Raw genomic sequence first — 437 nt, 5'->3', positions numbered from 1 at the left:
CACTGCCATTCTCTGTATCGTAGAGCCATAGGTGGTTGTCCATATCACGTGGACTGTCACCCCATGTGACCACGATACGCATATCTGTTTCTTCAAGGACTTCAGATATTGCAGTCACGCCACCATTGGTATCTTCGCCTGCTGGAACTAGGAAGCTGCTAGTAATTGAGCCTTCTTGTTCAATCGTAACGGTACCTTGGTCAACAACTGGACCGCTCACAGAGTAGTTACCGGATTGATCCGTCTCCGCCGTGTAAGAATGACCTGCGTTGTCGGTTAGCGTAACATCCGCACCTGCGATTGGATTGCCAGTTTCAGCATCCAACACTGTACCGGTTACGGTTGTTTCATCGCCCTGCTCTCCGATAATTGCGGTCATGTCATCGTCTTCGATGTCAGTCGCGAATTGTAGGAGCTCTTCTTGAGTAATGGTGTAT

General features: G+C 49.2%; 1 protein-coding gene. It reads right to left on the bottom strand.

Going from position 1 to position 437, the window contains the following annotated elements; translation table 11 throughout:
• Window positions 1-437: carboxypeptidase regulatory-like domain-containing protein (locus AB4486_RS28515; protein ID WP_372120195.1), on the bottom strand; the 437-nt coding region annotated here is incomplete at both ends.

It is taken from the genome of Vibrio sp. 10N.222.55.C6, from assembly GCF_041473395.1.
GTDB classification, from domain to species: Bacteria; Pseudomonadota; Gammaproteobacteria; order Enterobacterales; family Vibrionaceae; genus Vibrio; species Vibrio crassostreae_C.
Note: the sequence above shows the minus strand (reverse complement) of the source record. Positions and strands in the feature narration are given on the sequence as shown.